We start from the raw sequence: 22,057 nt of genomic DNA, 5'->3' as shown, positions 1-22,057 counted from the left end.
TATCATGATTGGAATATCAGGGCAACGATTCCATTTCGACCGGGCCGCCATGTCATATCTTCGCCGTGTTCTTCTTGCCGTCCGCCGCGCCATCGCCGCACGTCGTCGTCCGGGGCCCGAGATGCGCTACATGCGCGGTCGGTCGTCCCGGAAATGAGCTGCTGCGCCCCCCGCGCGCCCACGGGCCCCGCGACGCAAGGGGGGCGACCGGGGCGATGCGCCCTGCCCGCGCCCGATCCGCTGGTTCTTATCCCCGGCGGTCTGGCGCAGTTGGGAACGGATACCCCCCTGATCCCCGAGGATGACGAGGGGCCGATGCGCGCCGTGCCGATCCGCTCCTTCACCTTGGGCGCGACCGCCGTGACGAACCGGCAGTTCGCCCGGTTCGTCGCCGAAAGCGGGCATGTCACCCAGGCCGAACATTGCGGCCACGGGTTCGTCTTTCGCGGGCATGTGCAGGCGGAGGCGTCCGAGGTGTCGGTTGCGGACCCCGCCTGGTGGATGCGGGTGGAGGGGGCGGATTGGCGTCATCCGGGGGGCCGGCGATCCGACAGCGCCGAGCGTCCCGATCACCCCGTCGTTCAGGTGGCGCAGACCGATGCCGCCGCCTATTGCGCCTGGTATGGCCTGCGCCTGCCGCAAGAGGTGGAGTGGGAACACGCGGCGCGCGGCGGTCTCTCCAACCCCACCTACCCCTGGGGGGACCAGCCGCCGGATGAGACGGGATTTCACCCCTGCAACATCTGGCAAGGCCGCTTTCCCCACATGGACACGGGCCTTGACGGTCATGCGGGCCTGGCCCCCGCAGGGTCGTTCGCGCCGAACGGCTATGGCCTGTTCAACATGTGCGGCAATGTCTGGGAATGGACCGCCTCAACCAAGGGGGCGGACCGGGTGCTGAAGGGCGGGTCGCATCTGTGCCACCCCAGCTATTGCCACCGATACCGCATTGCCGCGCGGATGGCGCAGTCCGACGCGATGACGACCAGCCATATCGGGTTCCGGGTTTGCGGTTCGGAATGACCGCGTAGGCGGGCGCGGGTCAGCGCGAAGGGTTCGGCCGGGGGATGCCCCCCCGGTGTCACACGAGACCGTCTCCCTCAGGCCCGCGCGAAGTAACCGCTCAGGAACGCCCGGCATCGCTCGGACGAGGCGTTGGTGAACACCGTTTCGGGGGATCCGTCCTCTTCCACCCTGCCCTGATGCAGGAAGATCGTCCGGCTCGACACCTCGCGGGCGAAACCCATCTCGTGGGTGACGATGATCATCGTGCGGCCTTCTTCGGCCAGATCGCGGATCACTTTCAACACCTCGCCCACCAGTTCGGGGTCCAGCGCCGACGTCGGTTCGTCGAACAAAAGTGCGCGGGGACGCTGGGCCAATCCGCGGGCAATCGCGACCCGCTGCTGCTGGCCGCCCGACAGCTGGTTGGGCCAGGCGTCGCGTTTTTCCGCAAGGCCCACCTTTTCCAGAAGGGCCATCGCTTCGTCGCGACATTCGGCGCGGCTGCGGCGCTGCACGACCAGCGGGGCCTCGATCACGTTCTCAAGCACGGTGCGGTGGGGCCACAGATTGAAGTTCTGAAACACGAACCCCAGATCGCGGCGCATCGCGCGGACCGTCCCCTCCTCGGCGCGGGTCAGGCGGCCGTTCCGGGGGGACAGGCTGTGCTCCCCCACGGTGACGGTGCCCGCATCGGGAATGTCCAGCATCGGGATGCAGCGCAACAAGGTGCTTTTGCCCGATCCGCTGGCGCCGATCAGGGAAATGACGTCGCCGTCACGGGCCTGAAGGTCGATCCCGCGCAGCACATCGTTGGAACCGAAACTTTTCCGCAGGCCGGACACCGCGATGGCGGGGTTGGGAAGGGTCATGGTCATGCTCCGAATTGCCAGGGGGAGAGGCGCCGTTCCAGCCAGATCGTCGCGCGCGTCACGATCAGCGACAGCACAAGATAGATCGCGGCGGCGCACAGGAAGATCTCGATCGCCCGCCAGCTTTCGGCTACCGCCTCACGGGCGATGCCGGTCATGTCCATCAGGGTGATGGTGCTGACCAGCGCGGTCGATTTCAGTATGGAGATCACCTCGTTCGAATAGGCGGGCAGCGCCTGACGGATGGCGATGGGCAGCACCACGCGGCGGAAGACGGCGATGCGCCCCATGCCGCTGACGCGCGCGGCCTCGACCGCGCCCTTGGGAACGGCGCGCAGCCCCCCTTTCAGGATTTCCGACGTATAGGCCGCGTCGTTCAGCACCAGCGCCAGCAGCCCGCACCAATACGGTTCGCGCAGAAAGGGCCACAGGAAGCTGCCGCGAATGGTCGCGAACGTGGCCAGCCCGTAATAGATCATGAAGATCAGGACCAGGAGCGGCGTTCCGCGAAAGAAGAAGACATAGGTGGACGCCACCGCGTTGCCGACCCGCGTGGTCCGCATCAGGTTCAGGATCAAGGCAAGGATCGCCCCGCCCAGAAGGCCGAACACCGCAAGGTTCAGGGTCAGCGGCAGCCCGGTCAGAAGCATCAGCACCGTGTCGCGCAGAAAGATCATGTCCATTCAGCGGCCCTCCGGCGCGTAACCGGCCAGACTGCGCCGTTCGACCAGGCGGAACACCTGATCCGACAGGGTGGTGATGATCAGATAGATGCCGGCCCCGGCGGCATAGAACAGGAAATGCTCCTGCGTGGTGCCCGCCGCGATGGAGACCTGACGCATGGTTTCCACCAGCCCCGTCACGGAAACCAGCGCGGATTCCTTGATGACGGACTGCCACTGGTTGCCCATGCCGGGAATGGCGGTGACCAAGGCCTGCGGGGCGGTGATGCGGCGGAAGATCAGCCAGCGGGTCATGCCCACCACGCGCCCCGCCTCGATCGTGCCCCTGGGCACGGCCTGATAGGCGCCGCGCAGAACCTCGGACTGGGTCGCGCCCGAAATCAGGCCGATCGCCAGCATTCCCGCGACAAAGCCGCTGATGTCGAATGGGCCCTCAAAGCCCAGCGTGCTCCCCACAGCGGCCACCACCTGACGCCCGCCGAAATAGAAAAGATAGATGACGAGGATATCCGGCACCCCACGCAGCACCACGACATACACCTCGGCCAGACGGCGCGCGAAGGCATTGCCCGACACCCGCCCCCAGACCGTGATCGTGCCCAGAACGGTGCCGCACAGGAATGCCAGCACCGAGACCGCCAGCGTCATGCAGCCGGCGCGAAACAGCGCCATGCCCCATCCGTCCGGCCCGAAGCCCAGAAGGCCAAGATCCCCCGCCATCACGTGCTCAGTATTCCGTCGGAGTGACGTTCAGACCGAACCACTTTTCCGAAAGGTCCTTCAGCGTGCCGTCGGCCACCATGTCGCGCAGCGCGGCATCGATGCCCTCTTTCAGTTCCGTATCGCCCTTGCGGATCGCCACGCCGGACCCGTTGCCCATCACGCCCCCGGCAAAGATCGGCCCGGTCGCCATCGCGACGCCTTCGTTCCGCTCCAGAAAGGCCGGCACGTTGGTGACCGAGGCGATGCCCGCATCCAAACGCCCGGTCAGCAGGTCCTGATACACGTCCGGCCCGTTGGGATAGGTGCGGACATCCACGCCACGCCCGACCAGAAACTCCTCAAGGAAGGCCGACTGGATCGTGGCCTGCTGAACACCGACCGTCTTGCCCTTCAGAACTTCGGCCACGGCGTCGGTGGTGGCGTTGATGGCGGCTTCATCATCCAGATCCGCCATCTCTCCCTGCTGCGGCAGAACCAGCCCGCTTTCGTTCATCACGACAAAGGTCGATCCGCCTGTGGTGTAGTTCAGCGAGAAGTCCACCACCTCCTGCCGGGCGGGCGTGATGCTGACCCCATCGACGACCGCGTTGTATTTGCCGTCGACCAGACCCTGGATCATGCCGTCCCAAGCCTGCGCGATGAACTGCACGTCAAAGCCCGCGCGCGCGGCGATCTCGTTCACGAGGTCGATCTCGAACCCATAGAGTTCGCCGTTCGGCCGCGTCATGTTGGACGGGGGGAACGTCCCTTCGGTGGCGAAAACCACCGTGCGGTCGGACAGGTCGGCAAAGGCGCCCTGAACACCGGCGAAAAGGGCCGTGGCGGCGATGGTGGCGCGCAACGCGGCGCGGCGAAGGGTGGTCATGTATCTTATCCTCGTCTTATGGGTCATCGGCCTCAGGCCAGCAGGGTCACAGCCATGCGCGTCAGGGCGATCGCGCTGGTCGCGATGCAGGATTCGTCGGGCTGATAGTCGGAGTTGTGAACGCGGTCGTCGCGCCCTGCAACACGTGATCCGACATTGATCTGGATCGACGGCATCCGTTCGGAGAAATAGGAGAAATCCTCCGCCCCGAAACTCTCGCCCTGTTCCACCAGCGCGGGTGCGCCGAACTGGGCCGACAGCGCGTCGTTGGCGGTGTCCACCAGTTTGTCGTCGTTCATCAACGGCGGCACGCCGCGGATATAGTCCACCTCGGCCTGCAGGTTCATCGCGGCGGCCGCCCCCGCACAGATGCGGCGGAACGACGCCTCCACCCGGTCCCGCGTCTCGGGCGAGCGGCAGCGGGCCGTGCCCTCGAACATGCAGGTGTCGGGAATGATGTTCTGGGTCTGCCCGCCCTCGATATGGCCGATGGTCAGCACGGCGGACATCGCGGGGTCCATCTCGCGCGAGATGACGGTCTGAAGCTGGGTGATGACATGGGCCGCGCCCACGATCGGGTCCACCGCCGCGTGGGGCCGCGCCGCGTGTCCCGACACGCCCCGGATCACCACCTTGAATTCGTCGCTCGATGCGGTGGAGGCGCCGCGCGTCAGCAGAATGCGGCCCGCCTCCAGTTCCGGGCGGTTGTGAAAGGCGATCGCCATGTCCGCCCCGTCGGCGGCCCCATCGGCCACCATTGCCGCCGCGCCGCTTTCCTGCGTTTCCTCGGCGGGCTGGAACACCAGCCGCACCTTGCCGCGCAGCGTGGGGGCCAGTTCCTTCAGCGCCGAGGCCGCCCCCAGAAGCGCCGCCGTGTGCAGGTCGTGCCCGCAGGCATGCATCTTGCCCGGAACGGTGGAGGCATAGGGCAGGCCCGTCATCTCGTGAATGGGCAGGGCGTCCATGTCGGCGCGCAGGATCAGGCAGGGCCCCGGCCCGCTCCCCTCGATCTCGGCCACGACGCCGGTCCGGCCCACCCCCGTCACCGGTTCGATCCCCATGCCGCGCAGTTCGTCGGCCACGAGCCCGGCCGTCCGCACGGTGTCGAAGCCGGTTTCGGGATGGGCGTGGATGTCGCGCCGCAAGGCGACGATCCGCTCCTCCACCTGGCGCACGAGGGCGTCGATGCGGGGGGCCGGATCATTGGCGAGGGTGGACATGCGTTTCCTTTCCCAGATGGGTCAACATGCGGCACCGCACCCCGGAAACCGGGTTGGCGTGCCGCTGATATTTCGTGTTGTTATACGATTGTATATTAAAACGACCACGGATATGAAAGGGAAAAACCGCCACGGGACGGACTTACCCTTCCGAACGGCGCGATTAAGCCCGCTCTTGCCGGAAATTCAAGCAGCATGTGAAAGGCACACCATGACCCGTCGCAGCTATCAACGGCTTGGGGAGGATGTCCGGCGCAACGCCCTGCTGGATGCGACGCTGGATTGTCTGGCCGAAGACGGCATGGGGGGGGCGAGCGTGCGGCGGATCGCCGAACGGGCCGGCGTGTCCGCCGGGCTTATCCGCCATTATTTCCAGTCCAAGGACGATATGGTGGGGGCGTCCTATGCCCATCTGATGGGGCGTCTGACCGGGCGGGCGGCCGATGCGGCGCAAGGCGCCTCGGACACGCCCGAACAGGCGCTGGCCCGTTTCATCGCCGCCAACCTGACGCGCCCGAACCTGTCGGTGCGCAACGTCTCGCTCTGGGCCACGTTCATCGGCCATATCCGCGACGATGTCCGGTATGCCGAAATCCACCGCGAGAGTTATCGCGAGTTTCTGCAGGTGCTGGAGGCGCTCATCCATCCAGTACTGACCGCCCACGACCGCCCCGCCGACCCCGCCACCTGCCAAGGGCTGGCCATCGCGTTGAACGGCCTGATCGACGGGCTGTGGCTGGAGGGATCCCTGGGGCACGGCCTTTACGACGCCGCGCGCCTGCCCACCATCGCGCTGACGGCCGCCGAAGGTCTGCTGCGCCTGCCCGACACCACCCTGACGCGCCACCTGACGCGCTGACGAAAGGACATGACCATGCGATTTGCACCGATCACCGACCGCCTGAAGGATCTGGGCGGCGACAAATGGGCCATTCACAACGCCGCCCGCGACCGCACGGCCAGGGGGGAGGCGATCATCGCCCTTACCGTGGGCGAGCCGGACATCACCCCCGATCCGGGCCTTGTGGACATCTGTGCCGACGCGATGCGCGGCGGGCGCACCCGCTATTCCAACGGGCGGGGGGAAACCGGGCTGGTGACGGCGTTGTGCCAAACCTATGCCCCGCGGATGCCGGGCATCGGGCCTTCGAACGTGCTGTGTTTTCCCGGAACCCAGACCGCGCTGTTCGCGGTCATACTGGCCCTGACCGACAAGGGCGACGGCGTGCTGATCGGCGACCCCTACTACGCCACCTATGACGGCGTGGTCCGCACCACCGGCGCCCACGTGCAACCCGTCCCCCTGCGGATGGAGCGTGACTTCGTGCTCGATCCCGACGACCTGCGCGCCGCCGTCACCCCCGAAAGCCGCGTTCTGCTGCTGAACACCCCGCACAACCCCACGGGGGCGGTGATCGACCGCGCCACCATGCGGACCATCGGGCAGGTCGCGATCGAGCACGATTTGTGGATCGTCTGCGACGAGGTGTATGAGTCCCTCATCTTCGCCGGGGAATTCGTCTCTCCGCTTGAAATGGCAGAGCTGCGGGAGCGGACGATCGTCGTCTCCTCCATCTCCAAAAGCCATGCCGCGACGGGCTTCCGCAGCGGCTGGGCGATCGGGCCCGCGCCGTTCATGGAGCGGCTTCTTCCGATTTCGGAAACCATGCTGTTCGGCAACCAGCCCTTCATCGCCGACATGACCGAGGCGGCGCTTCTTGGGGATTACGACACGTCGGAGCGGCTGCGCACCGCCCTTGGCCGCCGGGCGCGGCTGGCCCACGGGATCGTGGCCGCCACCCCCGCCCTTTCGGCCTGCCTGCCGCAGGGCGGCATGTTCATGATGGTGGACGTGTCCGCCACAGGTCTGGATGGCGAGGCGTTCGGCTGGCGTCTTCTGAAGGAGGAGAACGTCGCCATCATGCCGGGCTCGGCCTTCGGCAGCCGGGCCGGGCATCTGATCCGCGTGGCCCTGACCGTGCCCGATGACGTGCTGGGCGACGCGCTTGGCCGGATGGCCGCCCTGGCGTCGCGCCTTGCCCGCCAGAACACCCCCGAACACGCCTGATGTCGGTGGCCGCCTTGGGCGGCCACCCACGCCTTATTCCCGGTAATCGGGGGCGATCCGGTCCAGCAGCCGCAGATGCGCCGCCCATTCCAGCGCCACATCGTCATCCTCGCCCATGCTGCCGGCATATTGGTTGGCGACATGGCGGGCCACGTCCTTCGGCACGGCCCGCAACGGCTGGCCCATCGACAGCGTCGCCACCTGAATCTCGCACGCCCGTTCCAGATAGAACATGGTGTTGAACATCTGCGCCGCCGTGGCCCCCGTGGTCAGAAGCCCGTGGTTGCGCAGCACCAGAACCGGATTGTCCCCCAGGCTGGCCACGATCCGGTCACGTTCGGACAGATCCAGCGCGATCCCCTCGTAATCGTGATAGGAGACGCGATCATGGAACTGCAGCGCAATCTGGTTCAGCGGCAGCAGGCCCTCCTCGGTCGTGGCGACGGCCACCCCGGCGCGCGAATGGGTGTGCATGATCCAGGCCGCATCGTGATTGGCGCGGTGAATGGCCGAATGGATGGTAAAGCCCGCCGGGTTCACGTTGTGCGGCGACGCGCCGACCTTGTTCCCCTCCACGTCGATCTTCACAAGCGAGGAGGCGGTGATCTCCTCCCACGAAAAGCCGTAAGGGTTGATCAGAAAATGCCCCTCCGCATCCGGCACGCGGGCGGTGATATGGGTATAGATCAGGTCCGTCAGGCGGAAATGCGCGGCAAGCCGGTAACAGGCCGCCAGATCCACGCGCGTCTGCCATTCCGCAGCGCTGATGTCGGTGGTCATGGAAATCTCCTTCGTCAATAGCCTCGGGCCCGGTCGATGCCAAGGGTCAGGGGGCGCCCCTCCGCCAGTTCGCGCGCCGTTTCCACCACTTGCCGTGCCACCACCTCGGGGATGGAATCGCTGGCGACATGCGGCGTGATCCGCAGGCGGTCGTCGCGCCAGAACGGGTGATCGGCGGGCAGCGGTTCGGTGCGGAACACGTCCAGCGAGGCCCCGGCAAGATAGCCCGCCGCCAGCGCGGCGGTCAGATCCGCCTCGACCAGATGCTCACCCCGCCCGATCTGGACCAGCCACGCGCCCCGCGCCAGCCGCGCAAACAGCGCCGCATCCAGCACGTTTTCCGTGGCGGCGGTCAGGGGAAGCACGTTGATCAGGACATGCGCGCCTTCGGCCGCCTGGGCGACCGCCTCCGGCCCGGTGAAATATCGGCACCCCGCCGCCGGGGTCTGCGGGACCGAGCGGCAGGCGATGCGGACATCGAACCCAAGCTGGCGCAACGCCACCGACACCGCCCGCCCCATCGTGCCGTCCCCCAGCACCGCGATCGTGGTGGCATCCGGCGAGGTCAGCGCGGGGGGCCGCCATTCGGCCCGGGCCGCGTTCCGCGCCATCGCATCGAACCCGCGCCGGACGTGCAGCACCTCATGCACGGCAAAGCCCGCCATCAACGACGCCTGATACGGGTCGCGCACCCGGGCGATCTGCGTGTCCGGCCCCACACCCGGATGGGTCAGCAGGGCATCCACCCCCGCCCCGATGGACATGGCCAGTTCGATCCCTGGAAACCGCGCGAACGCCCCCGCCCCCGGCAACCAGCAGATCGCGAACCGGATCGCGTCGGGATCGCGGACATCCTCGGGCCGATGAAGAACGACATCCGGCCCCAAGGCCGCCAGTGCGTCGCCGTAAAGCGCGTCGAGATCCAGCATATCGCTCAGATACACCCCATGGACAGGTGTGGTCATGACATCTCCTGAAATCGTCGGTCGCGCCCTTGTTGCACGTTTGTATATCAAATTCCAGTCAACCGTCGCAGATATGGAAGGCCCCCCACCTTGTTGCATGGAACACATCCAGATAGGAGCGAGGCACAGCGTCACGGGTGCGAAGGAAAGACGACATGGCGATCACGATCCTTGATGGCGGCATGGGCCGCGAGCTGGAGCGCAGCGGCGCCCCCTTCCGCCAGCCCGAATGGTCGGCGCTGGCCCTGATGGAGGCCCCCGAAACGGTGACCGCCGCCCATTCCCGCTTCATCAAGGCGGGCGCGCAGGTCATCACCACCAACAGCTATGCCCTCGTGCCCTATCACATCGGCGAGGATCGGTTTCGCGATCAGGCCGCCGATCTTGCCGCGCTGGCCGGGCGGCTGGCACGGGAGGCGGCGGATGCGGCCCCCGGCACGCGTGTCGCGGGATCGTTGCCGCCGGTCTTCGGCTCCTACCGGCCCGAGCATTTCCGCGCGGACACCGCGCAGGACTACCTTTCGGTTCTGGTGACCGGCCTTGCCCCCTCGGTCGATCTCTGGCTGGCGGAAACCACCTCCAGCCTTGCCGAAGCGCAGGCCGCCGCGACGGCCGTGGCCGACAGCGACAAACCGCTGTGGATTTCCTTCACGCTGCGCGACGGCGGTGTGCTGGCGGACCTGCCCGAACCGCTTCTGCGGTCGGGAGAGCGGGTGGCCGACGCGGTGCGCCTTGCCCATTCGGTGGGGGCGCAGGCGATCCTGTTCAACTGCGCCATGCCCGAAGTAATGGGCCCCGCCATCGCCGTAACGCGGCAGGTGCTGGCCGATCTGGGGGCCGATCTGCAGATCGGCGTCTATGCCAACGCCTTCGCCTCGCAGGACGAGGATGGCGATGCGAACGATGTCGTGAGCGATGTGCGCGACGATCTCGATCCGCACGCCTATTGCGGATGGACCCGCGATTGGGCGGCGGCGGGGGCCACCATCATCGGCGGCTGCTGCGGGATCGGGGCCGAGCATATCCATGCGCTGACCGACCAACACCGGCACTGAGGATCCGCCCCCGCATCCTTTGAGGTTGCGGGGGGGGCCGGGGCCTGCCAAGCCGCCGCCTGACGTTTCCGCCGGAACCCCGCCCGAAAGGCCCGTCACATGGTCAGGCAGATCTTGCCGAAATGCTGCCCGTCCTTTTGCAGGGCGAAGGCCTCGGCGATTTTGTTCAGCGGATAGCTCCGATCGATGACCGGACGCCAGTCGAACCCGCCCAGCGCGCGGACCATATCCTCCTGATGCTCGCGGCTGCCCACGATCAGACCCTGTAGCGTTTGCTGCTTCGACATCAATTCGATCGTCGGCACCTCTCCGCCAAAGCCGGTCAGCACGCCGATCAGGGCGATATGCCCGCCGGGGGCGCAGGCCCGGATCGACTGGGCAAGGGTGCCGGGGCCGCCCACCTCAACCACGATATCGACGCCGCGCCCATGCGTGGCCGCAAGCACCGCATCGCCCCATTCGGGCGTCTCCTTGTAGTTGATGACCGTCTCGGCCCCAAGCGCGCGCAAGCGATCCGCCTTCGCGGCACTGGAGGTGGTGGCGATCACCCGCGCCCCCATGGACCGCGCCATCTGCAAGGCCAGGACCGACACCCCGCCGCTGCCAAGCACCAACACGGTGTCGCCCGCCTTGATCCCCCCATCCACGACCAGCGCCCGCCACGCGGTCAGACCCGCCGTCGTCAGGGTCGCCGCTTCTTCATGGCTGTAGCCTTCGGGGGCATGGGTGAAGGCCGTCGCAGGCCGCGTCACGCTTTCGCAGGCAAACCCGTCAACGCCGTCCCCGGGCGTTGCCGCGAAATCGGTGGGCACCTTGCGACCCGATTGCCACTGCGGAAAGAAGCAGGACACCACCGCGTCGCCCACCGCGAATTCGGTCACGCCGTCCCCCACCGCCGTGACCGTGCCCGCCCCGTCGGACATGGGAATGCGGTCGCGCCCTTCGGCCTCGGGGTGGGTGACGACCATCAGGTCGTGATAGTTCAAGGAACTTGCGCGAATGCGGACCGTGATGTCCCCCACCCCGGGGGCCGGCGGTTCGGGAAGATCGATCAGATGCAGGTTTTCAAGGCCACCGGCGGCGGCAAGGCGGATCGCTTTCATGGTTTCTCCCAAGACTTGGCCGGCGTTATGCGGTGGCCGTCCCTGCCTAGTAGGGGAACCGCGTCGAAATCTTCAAGAACGCACATATTGCGCCGCTACATACATAAATGTAAGTGTCCGTGGCGAATGGCTTGGGGGCAAATACGATGCGGCGGTTGAACGGCAAAAGCGGCTGCGCGGTGGAGGTGACGCTTTCCGTCATGGGTGGCACGTGGAAGCCGGTCATCCTGTTCCATTTGCTGAAGGGGCGAATGCGGTTCAGCGAACTGGGGCGCGCGATCCCGTCCGTCACGCAACGCATGATGACCCTGCAGCTGCGCGAATTGGAGGAGGCCGGGATCATCACCCGCACGGTGCACGCCGAAGTTCCCCCGCGCGTGGACTATGAATTGACGCCGCTGGGGCAGTCGTTGGAACCGGTTCTGGTCGCGATGCGCGAGTGGGGTTCGCATTATTCGACACACGTATCGACGGACACCGGAACGGGGTGACCGCCAAAGGCGAACACGGCCCCCTCCGGCACACGGGTGTTCGGCGAAACCGGGGAGTGTTGTTCCGCGCCGCGGTCAGGGCGCGGAGGGGATGTCCGGACCAAGCGAATAAATACGTATGTTTCGGATCGAACACGGATAATGTTGGCCCATGGCCCTGTGGCGGACCGCGCTGACATCATGGCCGCGATTGGCACGTTGAAGCTCTGTGGGCTACGCGCCGGGTGCAACGAACTCATGACGATGCGATGCCAGCAAGACCACGCCAAATCATCGGTCATCTCCAACCTTGCAATCGGAGCCGCACGACGTTTCCTTCCTCAGGGCCGATACCTCAAGGCGTCAAGAACCAAGCTGAACGCCGTCTAGGAGTGCCGTCGACTGGGATAGAAAAGATGCAGGCCGGGGAACGGCGGGCACCAATCCTCCAGCACCGTTTGCAGGTGCCCGGATGCAAGATGCTCGGCGACGTAGAAATCCGGCAACATGCAGATGCCAGCCCCGTCAAGGGTTGCGGCCAGCATGGGGGCGGCGGAGTTGAACGTGAGCTGGCCGGGCGCCCTGATCCGCAGATCGCGCCCCCCCTGCGAGAACTCCCAGCTGTAGATGCCCCCATGAGATGGAAGACGGACGTTGATGCAGTTGTGGTGCAACAGGTCGTTTGGAACGCCTGGCCGCCCGCGACGGTCCAGATAATCGGGCGTCGCGACACAAAGCTGGCGGACATCCGGCCCGATGGGCATGGCGATCATCCCTTGCGACACGGAGTCGCCATAGCGGACCCCTCCATCGAACCGATCCGCCGCGATATCTGTCAGGCTGTAATCGACGACAATTTCAAGGTTCACATCCGGATAGGCCATGACAACCGGCATCAGTCGCGGCCAGAGGAGTTTCTCGACCGCGAAATCCGGGACGGTAAGGCGTATGGTGCCTGCGGGGACCTCCCGCATGTCGGCGATGTCCTTCAGCGTCAGTTCGATTTCTTGAAGCCGTGGTGCCAGCGTCTGCAACAGCCGCTCACCGGCGTCGGTCGGCGCGACACTTCGTGTCGTCCGGGTCAGGAGCCTCAGGCCAAGCCGCTTCTCCAGCCCTGTGATCGAATGGCTGAGCGCAGATTGTGAAACGCCAAGCTGGCCCGCCGCCCGTGTGAAGCTGCTTTCCCGGGCCACGGTGGCGAAGGCGATCAGGTCGGTGATGTTTTCACGTAGCATCCGCATCTCCCTCCCGCGCGCTGCCCCACCACACATAGATCATTTGAAACTTGCATATCGTGCAGGGCCTTTCCAGTCGGCCATCAGGCCATTCTGTCCAAAATGGGTCTTTTGAAGGGCGACGCGGGCGTCCGCCTGTGGGTGATCTGGGCCATTATCAGGCGCCACATGCGCGAACACAGCAGCGGCGTGAGCGTTCGTTCTCCGCCTGCCGGTCGCCATCGGCAAGGCCACGGCGGTTTCACCCCCAACTGACGATACCTCCTGCGCGCCGGGATTTGGTCCAAGCACGCATCCCGGCCGCAGGGGCCGGAACGCCCGAGGTCAGTCCGCCGCCACCTCGAAACGCACGGTATTCGCGTTCCTCAGGGCCATGACCGGCCCGTCGAAGCGGCCGAGGGGAACCAACCCAGCGGCGGCGGGAGCGTCCTCGTAAAAGAGCGCGAGATTGCCCCAAGGCGCGTAGAGCGTGATATCGCCCCTACGCGGATCATAGCGGCCGGGCGCCCCAGTTGTCGCAAGGCGGCGGGGAAGGTCCGACACCTTCTCCACCCCGTGATAATCGCTCAGGTGCAGATCCAGCGGCATCATGGCGGCAAAATCGCGCGCGGCGTGACTGTCGTTCAAAGTGGCGGACAGCACAGTCGAACCCAAAATGACATTCAGTTTCAACGTTCCCTCCCTTCGGGACCCCGCGCCCGAAGGCGCGGAGGATGGGATTCAGCCTTGGTAATCCTCGTCAGAGACCTTTTCCATCCAGGTGACGGGGGTGCCGTCGATGCTTTCCTGAATGGCGATGTGGCTCATGGCCGTATCGGGAGCGGCACCGTGCCAGTGCTTTTCCCCGGCGGGGAACCAGACCACGTCACCTTGACGGATCTCTTCCACGACGTCGCCTTCACGCTGCACGCGGCCCCGGCCAAAGGTCACGATCAGCGTCTGGCCCGCGGGGTGCGTGTGCCACGCCGTGCGGGCACCGGGCTCGAACGTGACATGCGATCCCGATGTGCGACCGGGCTCCTCGGCGGTGAACAGCGGATCGACGCGAACGGTGCCGGTGAAATACTCCTCGGGACCCTTGGCGGAAGGATTGGTGCCGGAGCGGATGATTTTCATAAGATGTCCTTTCGATGGGATGGGGGCCTCAGCCCAGTGTGGCGATGTCCATGACGAACCGGTATTTCACGTCGCCCTTCACCATGCGGTCATAGGCGGGCTCGATCTCGTCCGCGCGGATCATCTCGATGTCGGAGACGATCCCATGATTGGTACAGAAGTCCAGCATTTCCTGCGTTTCGGGAATGCCCCCGATCATTGATCCGGCCAGACTGCGACGCTTCATGATGAAGTTGAACACATTGGGCGAGGGGTGGGGGGATGCGGGCGCGCCCACCAGCGTCATGGTGCCGTCCCGCTTCAGAAGCGTGAGAAAGGCGTCCAGATCATGCGGCGCCGCGACCGTGTTCAAGATGAAATCGAACGATTTTGCATGTGCCGCCAGTTCGTCGGCGTTGCGGGACAACACGACCTCGTCGGCGCCAAGGGCCTTGGCCGCCTCGCGCTTGCTGTCCGAGGTGGTGAAGGCCACCACATGCGCGCCCATGGCATGGGCCAGCTTCAGGCCCATATGGCCAAGCCCGCCAATGCCCACGACGCCCACCTTCATTCCCGGCCCGACCTTCCAGTGCCGCAGCGGCGAATAGGTGGTGATGCCCGCACACAGCAGGGGGGCCACGGCGGCCAGCTGTTCCTCGGGGTGGGTGATCTTCAGAACATAACGCTCATGCACGACCACCCCCTTGGCATAGCTGCCAAGGGTATGGCCGGGGCGATCGTCGGTCGGGGCGTTATAGGTGCCGACCATGTTGTCACAATAATTCTCGGCCCCGTCGGCGCATTCCTCGCAATGCTGGCAGCTGTCGACGATGCAGCCGACCCCAACCAGATCACCCACCTTGTGCGAGGTGACATGGGCACCGACCTCGGCCACGCGGCCCACGATTTCGTGCCCGGGAACGCAGGGATACATCGTGCCGGGCCATTCGCCGCGCGCGGTGTGAATGTCCGAATGGCAAATGCCGCAGAACGCGATGTCGATGCGCACGTCATGCGGGCCGGTATCGCGGCGGGTGATTTCCATGCGGTCCAGCGGTTGATCGCTGGCGGCAGTGCCGATGGCGAGTATGGTCATGATGGGTCCTTTTTCCGTCCATTGCGGGATATGATGGCGTCCGTCTTTCATGACGAGGTCCGTCGTCGCGTTGAGAGCGGGCGGGTCGCGCCGGGCCATCGAACATATGGGGCGCGCCGAAGGAAGATTAGATACGAGGATATACTATCAGATATGAGACTGGCTCATTTGTTCTGCGGCAATCGTGGATCATAGTCTCCAATGCCGCATAACAGGAGACACCCGTGAAACGCTTTGCCCCGTTCGCCCTTGCCATGTCATTCTCGATGCCTGCGCTTGCTCAGGAAGCGGCCCTCGGTGCCGTGTCCCCCGCCCTTCAGGATTACCTGACGACGACCGTGGACAGCGATCTCTGGTCCCGCCCGCACCTCGCACCTCGCGATCGCAGTATCGTCACGGTATCGGCGCTGATCGCCCGGGGGCAGACGGCCGATCTGCCCGCACAGGTGGATCGTGCGTTCGCCAACGGAGTAACGCCGACCGAGCTGTCCGAGATCGTGACCCATCTCGCGTTTTATGCCGGTGTCGGCACAGCCCAAGCCGCAGCGCCGATCATCGCAGCCGCATTCGAGGCACGGGATGTGGTGCCGGCCGATCTTCCAGGCCGCGAGGTTGAACTTCTGCCGCAGGACGCCGATGGCGAAGCAACGCGCGTGCAAGCGGTCGACGACCTCCTTGGTGATGCGGTGCCCGGTCTGGCGACCTTTACCACCGACCCGCTTTTTGCCGAAGTGTGGTTGCGTCCCGGCTTGGAGCCAAGGGATCGCAGTCTCGTGACCATCACCTCGTTGATCGCACTCGGGCAAACCGAACAGCTGTCGGGACACCTGAATCGCGCCTTGGCAAATGGCCTGACGGCGACGGAGGCCGGAGAGGTCGTGACACATCTCGCCTTCTACTCGGGATGGCCTGCCGCGTTTTCGGCAGGTCCGGTGGTGAAGGAGGTTCTGGACGCACGTTGAGAGGCGTCGGCCCATCAACACCGTGCTTCAAATCCTTCGCCGGGACGCCGCATTGAGACGCGTCATCGCCGAGGGCGATCCGGGTCTAGGGGAGTCACATGCCCAGATGTTGGTCAGTATCGGAGGCGCGCGGACAGAACAGAGCCTGCGGACTTCGATATTCATGGCGGCATGATATGGATGCCGCCAGCCTGTGCCTGTGGGGCGTGCGGGATGCCGCCCCGCCGCGTCCTGATCGGGCAGGCCATCCTCGCGGAACCTCTCAGCGGCCTTCGTATGAATGGCGCAGCTTAGGCGAAGCACAGGATCCATGAACCATATTCATGGGAGGAATGAAGATGGCCCGCCTTATCCGACCACCAGCGGCGGTCCATCTTGCCTGTCAGATATCATTCAGGAGCACCACACATGACGAACACTGATCTGCACCCTCAGAACCCCGACCGTCGCAACCTGCTGCTTGCGGGGGGCGTCGGCGCGGTCGCCTTGGGTCTGCCGTCGCTTGGTGCGGAGGCCGCATTGGCCGAAGCCACCGAGGCCTGGGACAAGACCTTCCCGCAGGATGACCGGGTCACCCACCGCAAGGTCGGCTTCACGAACCGCTACGGCATCGCGCTGGTCGGCGATCTCTACCTGCCGGCCGATCGCGGCGATGCGCCTCTGCCGGCGATTGCCGTTGCCGGCCCCTTCGGCGCGGTCAAGGAACAGGCCGCCGGTCTTTACGCGCAGGAGATGGCCACGCGGGGCTTTGCGGCCCTTGCCTTCGATCCGTCCTATATCGGCGAAAGCGGCGGGATGCCGCGCTATGTCGCCTCGCCGGACATCAACACCGAGGACTTCATGGCCGCGGTGGATGTCCTGGGGCTTCAGGACGGGATCGATCGCGACCGGATCGGTATGATCGGGATCTGCGGGTTCGGCGGCATGGCCCTGAACGCCGCGGCGGCCGACAAGCGCGTCCGCGCCGTGGCTGTCACCAGCATGTATGACATGTCGCGCGTCATGGCGCGTGGCTACAACGACGCGATGACGCCCGAAGACCGCGCGGAAGCCCTGCGCGCCATGAGCCTGCAGCGGTGGGAGGACGCGGCCTCGGACGACGCGCCCGCGCGGGCGGGCGGGCTGCCGGACAGTCTCGACGGCGTCGATGACCCGGTGACGCGGATGTATCACGCCTATTACAAGACCGATCGCGGCTATCACCCCCGTTCGCTGAACTCGAACGGCGGTTGGAACGTCACCTCGCCCATGTCGTTCATGAACATGCCGCAACTGACCTATGTGCATGAGATCGCCCCCCGCCCGGCTCTGATCATCGCCGGTTCCGAGGCCCATTCGCGTTACTTCAGCGAAGACGCCCATGCCGCCGCCGCCGAGCCCAAGGAGCTGGTGATCATCGACGGTGCCGATCACGTTGATCTCTACGACCGCAAGGACGTGATCCCCTTCGCCCGCCTGCAGAGCTTCTTCGAAGGCCATCTGGCGTAAGACCCTACGCCCGCCCGAGCCCTCCGGGCGGGCCACTTCCTTGGCCCTCGGCCGCCTCATCCATCAAGGAGACGACCCCATGAAGACCACCCTCGCAACCCTCGGCCTGATCCTTGCCGCGCCGCTGGCGCAGGCGCAGCAGATGGAACACAGCACCGCGCTGGAACGGGGCGGCCAGACCGGCAGCAGCGACACGTTCAGCGGCACTGTCCACGTCGCGCCGGTCTTCGATCCCGTCATGAACGATGTCAGCGCAGGCGAGGTGACCTTCATGCCCGGCGCACGCTCGGCTTGGCACACCCATCCGGTCGGGCAATACCTGATCGTGACCTCCGGGACCGGCTGGTATCAGGAAGAGGGGCAGGAGAAGCAGGTCATGCGCATGGGCGATGTGGTCTTCGCCCCTGAGGGCGTGAACCACTGGCATGGCGCCACGGACAGCACCCCCGTCACCCATATCGCCATCCAGGCGGCAGAGGACGGCTCGGCCGTGGCTTGGGGCGATCTGGTGACCGATGAGGAATATGGCCGCTGAAGCCATGACGCCCGGGGGTCATCGCCCCGGGGTTGGCCTTGTTCACCTCAATCCGCGCTCGGCACCGTCGAACAGCCCTGTGATGGACCCGTCATGCGGCATCTTACCAGACGTCGGACCAAATGATCGCAAGGGACGCCCCACGGGGAACCGCAAATCCGTGCAACGAAACTTCGGCGCCCTTCGCCTTTGGGCTGTGGCCTGCCCCCCGTCGGTGTGTCCGGTTCAAGCCGCAGTGAAGAACAAAATTCTGACCGAATACTGGATGGGCATTCTTATACGAAACGACCACAACCCGCATGGCGCACCAGCCCCGGAAACCATCGTCACCTTGGATCAAAAGCCGACCACTCACCTGAGGCCGATCAGGCCAAGTTGAGCCGCGCAGGATCGGCAAATGCCGCACGCGCTGCCCACGTTTTTCGACACGATCCTGTGGCAATCTCGGGTCACTCGGTCTGGGGGTCACGCTGCGCCCCGCCGATCATCGCGCCCAGCAGGATGAGGGCGGTCGACACCAGAAGCGATGCGGCCAACGCGACCCCGTGATCGGCAAGAGCGCCGTTCAGGGGCGGGCCGATGAGTTGCCCGATGCCGAACGCCAGCGTGAAGGCCGACACCGCCGCAACTCCGGTTTCAGGACTGTAGGCGCGCTTGATATGAAGCGAGGTGACTGAGACCGACATGAAGAAACTCCCCCCGAAACACAGCGCTGACAGGACGATCGCGAACAGCCCGTCCGACATCCAGGGCAGGATCGTCCCTGCCCCGGCGACCGCCAGCACCAGCGCGAAGGCACGCCCGCTGCGCATTCGGCCCAGGAGCCCGGACCAGACCCAGGGTGCGGCGACGGAGGCGCTTCCCAGAAGGACCCAGAACGTCATGCCGCGCGTCCAGTCCCCCCCTGCGGTGATCGCGGCATAGATGAATGTCATGTAGCCGATGCTGCCCATGCCGAACAGCATGTATCCCGCGATCATCCACGGGGATCGGACAAGGGCGGGACCGATCCGAAGGGGCAGCGCACGGGTCGCCATCGGACGTTCGGCCCTGAAAGCGGCGATGGCTGCCAACGCGGCGCAAGGAAGCGCCAAGAGGCCCACGACCAGCCAACCCGTCAGCCAGCCCCCGTCCCCTTGCACGGCCAAGATCGGTGGAAGGGCCGCGCCCGCGACGACCAGCCCGATCCCCGACCCGGAATAGAACAGGCCGACCACCCGGACGCCCGCCGTGCCGCCCCCCGCCAGCCCAATGGCCAGAAGGCCCCCCGTGACATAGACGACACCCCCGGCCATCCCGGCCAGACCGCGCCACAGGAGCAGCGCCGTATCCCCGTGAAAGCAGACCGGCCCAGCAAGGACGGGCACCAGCACGACAAGCCCGCCCCGAAAGGCCCGCCCCGCGCCAAATCGGCCGACCAGAAGCGGGGCCAGAAGCGCGCCCACAAGATATCCCCCGGCATTTGCCGTGTTCATCCAACCGGCCTGGGCATAGCTCCACCCCAGATCCGTGCGCATGGCCGGCAGCAGGATCGAGTAGGCGAACCGCCCCAGACCCATCGCCACCGCCGGGCCCAAGGCAAGGCCCAGCGCGATCCAGATGACGCGCATGTCAGCCGTGACCCAGCACCGCTTTCAGCTCGGTGAAGTCGGCCAGCCCGAACTCTCCATGTTCGCGACCGTTGCCCGATTGGCCATAGCCGCCGAACGGCATGTCCGCCGTCCAGTCCGCATTGTTGATGAACACCGTGCCGCAGCGCAGGCGGCGGGCGACGCGGCGAGCACGCTCCGTGTCGGCACTCTGGACATAGCCGGACAGGCCATAGACGGTATCGTTGGCGATGCGGATCGCCTCGTCCTCATCCTCGTATCCAATGATGGTCAGGACGGGGCCGAAGATCTCCTCGGTCGCAATGCGGGATTTCGGATCGGTGTGGGAAAACACCGTGGGCCGGATGTAATAGCCCGCGTTCAGCCCGTCGGGGCGCCCTGTGCCCCCGATGACCAGCCGCGCGCGCCCGCCCTCCTGGTCGATGCCCGCCTGGATCAGGTCCTGAATGCGGTCGTATTGCAGGGCGTTGACGACGGGGCCTTGCGCGGTGTCGGCGTCCATCGGGTTGCCGACGCGGATCGTCTCCACATGGGCACGGGCGATGTCGGCGGCCTCGTCCATCCGGTCATGGGGCACCAGCATCCGTGCAGGTGCCTTGCAGGCCTGACCGCAGTTGGAAAAGCAGGTCTCCACCCCCTCGATCACGCGGGCCTTCAGATCGGCATCGGGCAGGATGATGTTGGCGGATTTGCCGCCCAGTTCCTGATGCACGCGCTTCACCGTCTCGGCCGCATCGCGCGCCACGGCGATCCCCGCACGGGTGGAGCCTGTGACCGACACCATCGCCACGTCCGGGTGGCGCGACAGCGCCGCCCCCGCAATCGGTCCCGATCCGGTGATGTGGTTGTAGACGCCCGGCGGGATGCCCGCCTCCATCACCAGTTCGGCAAAGCGCAGGGAAGACAGGGGCGAGAATTCGGACGGTTTCGCCACCATCGTGCAGCCTGCCGCCAGCGCGGGGGCCACCTTGACCACAAGTTGGTTCATCGGCCAGTTCCAGGGCGTGATCAGCGCGCAGACGCCCACGGGTTCGCGGATCAGGCGCATATCGCCGCGGCTTTCCTCCCACACGAAGCCGTCCATGGCGCGAAGCGTCGCCTCCAGATGCTGCTGGCCTACCCAGGACTGCGCCGCCGAGGAAAAGCTGCGCACCGTGCCCATCTCGCGGGTCATCAGTTCGGCCAACTCCTCATAGGCACCGTTGTAAAGGTCCAGCAAGCGGGCCAGAAGGCGGCGACGCTCGTCCACCGGGGTCTGCGCCCAGCCATCGAAGGCGGCGGTCGCGGCGGCGACGGCGGCGTTCACATCCGCCTCGTTCGCCATGGGGATGTCCGCGATCCGCGTCTCGTCCGCCGGATTGACGAGGGTGTGGGTTTCGCCGCCCTTCGGCGCCACCCAAGCACCACCGATCAGGAAGGCATCGTGGCGAGGAAGGGGAAATTTGAAATCGGTCATGTGCGCCTCAATGGAAATACAGGCCGCCGCAGACATTCAGCGACTGGCCGTTGACGAAATCCGCTTGCGAGGATGCGAGGAAGACCGCAGGGCCCACGATGTCCTCGGGCTGGCCCAGACGGCGGCAGGCGGTCTGGGTCTCCCAGTATTTTACCGCCTCCTCGGTGCCGAGGTTGTTCTTGCCCATCTCGGTCAGGATGATGCCGGGGCAAAGCGCGTTGACGTTGATCCCCTCGGGCCCGTATTCCCGCGCCATCACACGGGCCAGCGAAATGACGGCGGCCTTCGTCGCCGCGTAATGCGCCTGACTGGGCACCCCCAGCCGCCCTGCGATGGAGGCGATGTTGATGATCCGCCCCGACCTGCGCGCCCGCATCGCCGGAAGAACGGCCTGGCACATCAGATGCACGCCCTTCACGTTCACGTCGAAATGGGCGTCCCAGACGGTCTCCTCGATCTCGTCCAGCATGACGGTTTTCAGGATACCTGCGTTGTTCACCAGCACGTCAATCCGGCCCACCCGTTCCAGAAGCGCCGCGATGGCGGCCTTGACGGAACCCGCATCCGAGACGTCCACCCCCTGCACATGGGCCTTGCCGCCGGCCTGGGTCACCAAGGCGGCGGTGTCCTGCATCGCCGCCTCCTCTCGGGGCAGGTCGGTGATCGCCACATCATATCCGGCCTTGGCAAAGCCCACGGCCAGCGAACGGCCGATGCCCCGGCTTGCGCCCGTCACCAGAACGGTTTTTCTAGGTTCCATTGTCATCCCCTCCC

The 22,057-nt window shown here is 65.9% G+C and carries 23 protein-coding genes; 8 read left to right on the top strand and 15 right to left on the bottom strand.

What is annotated here, in order from left to right:
* The first annotated feature begins 153 nt into the window (after nt 1-153).
* The gene (locus tag MU449_RS04890) at nt 154-1,023 is read left to right on the top strand and encodes a formylglycine-generating enzyme family protein (RefSeq protein ID WP_244736879.1); all 870 of its coding nucleotides are present in this window, start codon (nt 154-156) and stop codon (nt 1,021-1,023) included.
* Between the two features lie 77 nt (nt 1,024-1,100).
* On the opposite strand, the gene MU449_RS04885 is transcribed toward MU449_RS04890, so the two are convergent.
* The 5 genes from MU449_RS04885 to MU449_RS04865 are packed head-to-tail and all read right to left on the bottom strand — an operon-like array spanning nt 1,101 to nt 5,365.
* Entirely contained in the window at nt 1,101-1,874 is a 774-nt protein-coding gene (locus MU449_RS04885; RefSeq protein ID WP_244736878.1) for an ABC transporter ATP-binding protein, read from the bottom strand.
* Between the two features lie 2 nt (nt 1,875-1,876).
* Nucleotides 1,877-2,557, bottom strand: a complete 681-nt coding sequence (locus tag MU449_RS04880; protein WP_244736877.1) for an ABC transporter permease — start codon at nt 2,555-2,557, stop codon at nt 1,877-1,879.
* A complete protein-coding gene (locus MU449_RS04875; protein WP_244736876.1) occupies nt 2,558-3,277 on the bottom strand; it encodes an ABC transporter permease in 720 nt (239 codons plus the stop codon).
* Nucleotides 3,278-3,284: 7 nt separating this feature from the next.
* Nucleotides 3,285-4,145 (bottom strand): transporter substrate-binding domain-containing protein, encoded by an 861-nt coding sequence (locus tag MU449_RS04870; protein ID WP_244736875.1) that lies wholly within the window; start codon nt 4,143-4,145, stop codon nt 3,285-3,287.
* A gap of 32 nt (nt 4,146-4,177) precedes the next feature.
* Nucleotides 4,178-5,365, bottom strand: a complete 1,188-nt coding sequence (locus tag MU449_RS04865) for a M20 metallopeptidase family protein (RefSeq protein WP_244736874.1) — start codon at nt 5,363-5,365, stop codon at nt 4,178-4,180.
* Between the two features lie 211 nt (nt 5,366-5,576).
* Here MU449_RS04865 and MU449_RS04860 point away from each other — a divergent pair, with 211 nt between their 5' ends.
* Both MU449_RS04860 and MU449_RS04855 read left to right on the top strand, forming a co-directional pair.
* Nucleotides 5,577-6,224, top strand: coding sequence for a TetR family transcriptional regulator C-terminal domain-containing protein (locus MU449_RS04860; RefSeq protein ID WP_244736873.1), 648 nt, complete (start codon nt 5,577-5,579; stop codon nt 6,222-6,224).
* A gap of 15 nt (nt 6,225-6,239) precedes the next feature.
* Nucleotides 6,240-7,433: a pyridoxal phosphate-dependent aminotransferase gene (locus MU449_RS04855; RefSeq protein ID WP_244736872.1), complete on the top strand. Its 1,194-nt coding sequence runs from the start codon at nt 6,240-6,242 to the stop codon at nt 7,431-7,433.
* 33 nt (nt 7,434-7,466) lie between these two features.
* Here the strand turns inward: MU449_RS04855 and MU449_RS04850 are convergent, their stop codons facing one another.
* Nucleotides 7,467-8,213: a class II aldolase/adducin family protein gene (locus MU449_RS04850; RefSeq protein WP_244736871.1), complete on the bottom strand. Its 747-nt coding sequence runs from the start codon at nt 8,211-8,213 to the stop codon at nt 7,467-7,469.
* A 14-nt stretch (nt 8,214-8,227) separates the two neighbouring features.
* Complete coding sequence (locus MU449_RS04845; RefSeq protein WP_244736870.1) at nt 8,228-9,178, bottom strand: NAD(P)-dependent oxidoreductase; 951 nt, start codon at nt 9,176-9,178, stop codon at nt 8,228-8,230.
* Nucleotides 9,179-9,333: 155 nt separating this feature from the next.
* Here MU449_RS04845 and MU449_RS04840 point away from each other — a divergent pair, with 155 nt between their 5' ends.
* The gene (locus MU449_RS04840) at nt 9,334-10,233 is read left to right on the top strand and encodes a homocysteine S-methyltransferase family protein (protein ID WP_244736869.1); all 900 of its coding nucleotides are present in this window, start codon (nt 9,334-9,336) and stop codon (nt 10,231-10,233) included.
* Nucleotides 10,234-10,328: 95 nt separating this feature from the next.
* On the opposite strand, the gene MU449_RS04835 is transcribed toward MU449_RS04840, so the two are convergent.
* Nucleotides 10,329-11,336, bottom strand: coding sequence for a zinc-dependent alcohol dehydrogenase family protein (locus MU449_RS04835; RefSeq protein WP_244736868.1), 1,008 nt, complete (start codon nt 11,334-11,336; stop codon nt 10,329-10,331).
* Between the two features lie 146 nt (nt 11,337-11,482).
* Here MU449_RS04835 and MU449_RS04830 point away from each other — a divergent pair, with 146 nt between their 5' ends.
* On the top strand, nt 11,483-11,827 hold the full coding sequence (locus tag MU449_RS04830; RefSeq protein WP_244736867.1) for a winged helix-turn-helix transcriptional regulator: 345 nt from the start codon (nt 11,483-11,485) through the stop codon (nt 11,825-11,827).
* A gap of 365 nt (nt 11,828-12,192) precedes the next feature.
* On the opposite strand, the gene MU449_RS04825 is transcribed toward MU449_RS04830, so the two are convergent.
* From MU449_RS04825 to MU449_RS04810, 4 genes are all read right to left on the bottom strand, one after another.
* Nucleotides 12,193-13,041, bottom strand: coding sequence for a LysR family transcriptional regulator (locus MU449_RS04825; protein ID WP_244736866.1), 849 nt, complete (start codon nt 13,039-13,041; stop codon nt 12,193-12,195).
* A 324-nt stretch (nt 13,042-13,365) separates the two neighbouring features.
* Nucleotides 13,366-13,713, bottom strand: a complete 348-nt coding sequence (locus MU449_RS04820; RefSeq protein WP_244736865.1) for a cyclophilin-like fold protein — start codon at nt 13,711-13,713, stop codon at nt 13,366-13,368.
* A 48-nt stretch (nt 13,714-13,761) separates the two neighbouring features.
* Nucleotides 13,762-14,157 carry a (R)-mandelonitrile lyase gene (locus MU449_RS04815; protein ID WP_244736864.1) on the bottom strand — a complete coding sequence of 132 codons (396 nt, stop codon included), beginning with the start codon at nt 14,155-14,157 and terminating at the stop codon, nt 13,762-13,764.
* Between the two features lie 28 nt (nt 14,158-14,185).
* The gene (locus tag MU449_RS04810; RefSeq protein WP_244736863.1) at nt 14,186-15,232 is read right to left on the bottom strand and encodes an NAD(P)-dependent alcohol dehydrogenase; all 1,047 of its coding nucleotides are present in this window, start codon (nt 15,230-15,232) and stop codon (nt 14,186-14,188) included.
* A gap of 224 nt (nt 15,233-15,456) precedes the next feature.
* On the opposite strand from MU449_RS04810, the gene MU449_RS04805 reads away from it, so the two are divergent.
* The 3 genes from MU449_RS04805 (at nt 15,457) to MU449_RS04795 (ending at nt 18,217) form a co-directional block, all read left to right on the top strand.
* On the top strand, nt 15,457-16,194 hold the full coding sequence (locus MU449_RS04805; RefSeq protein WP_244736862.1) for a carboxymuconolactone decarboxylase family protein: 738 nt from the start codon (nt 15,457-15,459) through the stop codon (nt 16,192-16,194).
* A gap of 408 nt (nt 16,195-16,602) precedes the next feature.
* Nucleotides 16,603-17,682, top strand: coding sequence for an alpha/beta hydrolase (locus tag MU449_RS04800; RefSeq protein ID WP_244736861.1), 1,080 nt, complete (start codon nt 16,603-16,605; stop codon nt 17,680-17,682).
* Nucleotides 17,683-17,761: 79 nt separating this feature from the next.
* Nucleotides 17,762-18,217, top strand: a complete 456-nt coding sequence (locus tag MU449_RS04795) for a (R)-mandelonitrile lyase (protein ID WP_244736860.1) — start codon at nt 17,762-17,764, stop codon at nt 18,215-18,217.
* A 449-nt stretch (nt 18,218-18,666) separates the two neighbouring features.
* Here MU449_RS04795 and MU449_RS04790 read toward each other — a convergent pair whose 3' ends face one another.
* Genes MU449_RS04790 through MU449_RS04780 form a run of 3 tightly spaced genes read right to left on the bottom strand, consistent with a single transcriptional unit; the run spans nt 18,667 to nt 22,043 of the window.
* Entirely contained in the window at nt 18,667-19,827 is a 1,161-nt protein-coding gene (locus MU449_RS04790) for a YbfB/YjiJ family MFS transporter (protein ID WP_244736859.1), read from the bottom strand.
* Between the two features lies 1 nt (nt 19,828).
* On the bottom strand, nt 19,829-21,283 hold the full coding sequence (locus MU449_RS04785) for an aldehyde dehydrogenase family protein (RefSeq protein ID WP_244736858.1): 1,455 nt from the start codon (nt 21,281-21,283) through the stop codon (nt 19,829-19,831).
* Between the two features lie 7 nt (nt 21,284-21,290).
* On the bottom strand, nt 21,291-22,043 hold the full coding sequence (locus tag MU449_RS04780; protein ID WP_244736857.1) for an SDR family NAD(P)-dependent oxidoreductase: 753 nt from the start codon (nt 22,041-22,043) through the stop codon (nt 21,291-21,293).
* Between the last annotated feature and the right edge of the window lie 14 nt (nt 22,044-22,057).

It is taken from the genome of Falsirhodobacter halotolerans, assembly GCF_022899245.1.
In the GTDB taxonomy this organism is placed as follows: Bacteria; Pseudomonadota; Alphaproteobacteria; order Rhodobacterales; family Rhodobacteraceae; genus Falsirhodobacter; species Falsirhodobacter halotolerans.
This window is presented reverse-complemented; position numbering and strand designations above follow the sequence as displayed.

What these genes read in the sequence shown, in the direction of transcription:
- MU449_RS04890 (WP_244736879.1), top strand. Translation starts at nt 154, where the DNA reads ATGAGCTGCTGCGCCCCCCGCGCGCCCACGGGCCCCGCGACGCAAGGG.
- MU449_RS04885 (WP_244736878.1), bottom strand. Translation starts at nt 1,874, where the DNA reads ATGACCCTTCCCAACCCCGCCATCGCGGTGTCCGGCCTGCGGAAAAGT.
- MU449_RS04880 (WP_244736877.1), bottom strand. Translation starts at nt 2,557, where the DNA reads ATGGACATGATCTTTCTGCGCGACACGGTGCTGATGCTTCTGACCGGG.
- MU449_RS04875 (WP_244736876.1), bottom strand. Translation starts at nt 3,277, where the DNA reads ATGGCGGGGGATCTTGGCCTTCTGGGCTTCGGGCCGGACGGATGGGGC.
- MU449_RS04870 (WP_244736875.1), bottom strand. Translation starts at nt 4,145, where the DNA reads ATGACCACCCTTCGCCGCGCCGCGTTGCGCGCCACCATCGCCGCCACG.
- MU449_RS04865 (WP_244736874.1), bottom strand. Translation starts at nt 5,365, where the DNA reads ATGTCCACCCTCGCCAATGATCCGGCCCCCCGCATCGACGCCCTCGTG.
- MU449_RS04860 (WP_244736873.1), top strand. Translation starts at nt 5,577, where the DNA reads ATGACCCGTCGCAGCTATCAACGGCTTGGGGAGGATGTCCGGCGCAAC.
- MU449_RS04855 (WP_244736872.1), top strand. Translation starts at nt 6,240, where the DNA reads ATGCGATTTGCACCGATCACCGACCGCCTGAAGGATCTGGGCGGCGAC.
- MU449_RS04850 (WP_244736871.1), bottom strand. Translation starts at nt 8,213, where the DNA reads ATGACCACCGACATCAGCGCTGCGGAATGGCAGACGCGCGTGGATCTG.
- MU449_RS04845 (WP_244736870.1), bottom strand. Translation starts at nt 9,178, where the DNA reads ATGACCACACCTGTCCATGGGGTGTATCTGAGCGATATGCTGGATCTC.
- MU449_RS04840 (WP_244736869.1), top strand. Translation starts at nt 9,334, where the DNA reads ATGGCGATCACGATCCTTGATGGCGGCATGGGCCGCGAGCTGGAGCGC.
- MU449_RS04835 (WP_244736868.1), bottom strand. Translation starts at nt 11,336, where the DNA reads ATGAAAGCGATCCGCCTTGCCGCCGCCGGTGGCCTTGAAAACCTGCAT.
- MU449_RS04830 (WP_244736867.1), top strand. Translation starts at nt 11,483, where the DNA reads ATGCGGCGGTTGAACGGCAAAAGCGGCTGCGCGGTGGAGGTGACGCTT.
- MU449_RS04825 (WP_244736866.1), bottom strand. Translation starts at nt 13,041, where the DNA reads ATGCTACGTGAAAACATCACCGACCTGATCGCCTTCGCCACCGTGGCC.
- MU449_RS04815 (WP_244736864.1), bottom strand. Translation starts at nt 14,157, where the DNA reads ATGAAAATCATCCGCTCCGGCACCAATCCTTCCGCCAAGGGTCCCGAG.
- MU449_RS04810 (WP_244736863.1), bottom strand. Translation starts at nt 15,232, where the DNA reads ATGACCATACTCGCCATCGGCACTGCCGCCAGCGATCAACCGCTGGAC.
- MU449_RS04800 (WP_244736861.1), top strand. Translation starts at nt 16,603, where the DNA reads ATGACGAACACTGATCTGCACCCTCAGAACCCCGACCGTCGCAACCTG.
- MU449_RS04795 (WP_244736860.1), top strand. Translation starts at nt 17,762, where the DNA reads ATGAAGACCACCCTCGCAACCCTCGGCCTGATCCTTGCCGCGCCGCTG.
- MU449_RS04790 (WP_244736859.1), bottom strand. Translation starts at nt 19,827, where the DNA reads ATGCGCGTCATCTGGATCGCGCTGGGCCTTGCCTTGGGCCCGGCGGTG.
- MU449_RS04785 (WP_244736858.1), bottom strand. Translation starts at nt 21,283, where the DNA reads ATGACCGATTTCAAATTTCCCCTTCCTCGCCACGATGCCTTCCTGATC.
- MU449_RS04780 (WP_244736857.1), bottom strand. Translation starts at nt 22,043, where the DNA reads ATGGAACCTAGAAAAACCGTTCTGGTGACGGGCGCAAGCCGGGGCATC.